The following is a 1,663-nucleotide window of genomic DNA, read 5'->3' as shown; positions in this document are numbered from 1 at the left end:
GAATACACCACTTCCCTTCCAGAGTAGGAGAACAGAAAAGGCTCATTGAACTTTGGGAAGTTGAATGAGCCTTACTTTTTATAATCGTACTGTGTTAGCGGGAGGGGAGGGCATCGATGTACATGGTGCCGTGCAGGGGATCGGTAAAAGGTTGGACAGGCAGGGGTGCGATGCTGCCACTTTTGAGTGCTGCTGCTTTGAGCTTGTCGGCACTGATGCTGCCTGTGGTGATGTGTTCGATGGCAGCGGCCAGGAAGTTTTCTTCCGGGTCGCCCAGGTCGGCATTGTACCTGTTGTCGTCCATCTCGTAGTCGGCCGGGAGCCCTTTGGTGTAGTCGATGCTGTTGGTGGCGTTTTCCGACTTAATAACGATGGGTTGGATGGCCCAGTTGTGGGTACGCTTTTCTGGCTCCATATTGTCCGAAATGGTAATGGAAGCGTAGTATTTCCCGTGGGTTTCCGCGCCAATTTGGATGATGTCCATATAGGGCTCGAGTCCGTAAATGATCATTTCACTGGCCGAGGCGGTGTTTTCGGTGGTAAGTACATAAAGGCGGGAGAGGTTGAGGTTGGTTTCGTCCTTAATGTCGAAGGGGAGCAATTCGTTGTATTGACGTAAGGTGTTGTTGAAACGCTCGTAGATGAAGGTCTTTTTGTTGGCTGTTGCAGGGGCCAGCATGCTGCCCAGTTTGATGGCGGTGGAAACCGATCCGCCTCCGTTGTAGCGGAGGTCCAGCACGACCTCGTTGACGCCTGCTGCTTTAAAGTCCTTGAAAACGTCCTCCAGGGCCGTGTCGTAGTTGGCGATAAAGCTGGTATAGGCCAGGTAACCGATTTTTTTGTCGTCCACCTCAATAATATTGCTGGCTACAATGGGATGCTGGGCCAGATCTTCCTGAGCGGTAATGGAGATGCTGGGACTGAGCTCGGTGATGGATCTGTCATCGTTGAATTGACCCAGGGTGATTTCGGTCTGGTCGGCATTGATCAGCTCGCTGTAATTATTAATCGTTAAAACTTCTCCGTTGATTTTGTAAAACATGTCGCCTCTTTGCAGGCCAGCCTCGCTGGCCGGCGAATTGGCATAGACGTATTCGACAAAGAAAACGACCTGGTCGGAGCCTTCCTCTACCAAATAGCCGATGACGGAGTAACCCGGGCTCTTGGACACCCCGGAAAAGTAGGCTTCCAGTCCTGCGATGTCGTCGGTAATAAAGGACCAGCGGTCGTCGGGGGTTTTCAGTAACTTTTCAAAATACAACTGCGAATCGTCCTCTTTGCTTTGGTCGATGTCGGGCATTTCCGTATTCCAATAATAGTAGACCTCCATGTGGTCTTTAATGAAATTGTTTATTTTAAGAACGTCGGCGTCGATGGCAGGTTCGTCTTCTTGCTCCGGCTCGGGAGTGTTTTCGTCTTTGCAGGCGGCAAAAAATAAAACGGCGGTCAGTATCCACAGCCAGCTTATCTTGGAGAAAATTGAATGATTCATAGGAAGAAGATTATTTGTTTATAGGTATGTGAAAAGTCAAAGTTAGCGTTTTTGACTATTCAATGGCAAGACTGGGATAGAAAAATGAGGGCGGTAACGGTTTGTAAGTATGCGGACTGACATTTTTTAACATAACAACATCACTGATTCGTTTGGAAGGGGATAAAATTT

Annotated in this window: 1 protein-coding gene; it reads right to left on the bottom strand. The window is 48.8% G+C overall.

Annotated elements, in window-relative coordinates:
* Nucleotides 1-94: 94 nt before the first annotated feature.
* Complete coding sequence (locus B4W65_RS16990; RefSeq protein WP_088656351.1) at nucleotides 95-1,492, bottom strand: S41 family peptidase; 1,398 nt, start codon at nucleotides 1,490-1,492, stop codon at nucleotides 95-97.
* Between the last annotated feature and the right edge of the window lie 171 nt (nucleotides 1,493-1,663).

This window comes from Geofilum rhodophaeum (assembly GCF_002210225.1).
GTDB classification, from domain to species: Bacteria; Bacteroidota; Bacteroidia; order Bacteroidales; family Marinilabiliaceae; genus Geofilum; species Geofilum rhodophaeum.
This window is presented reverse-complemented; position numbering and strand designations above follow the sequence as displayed.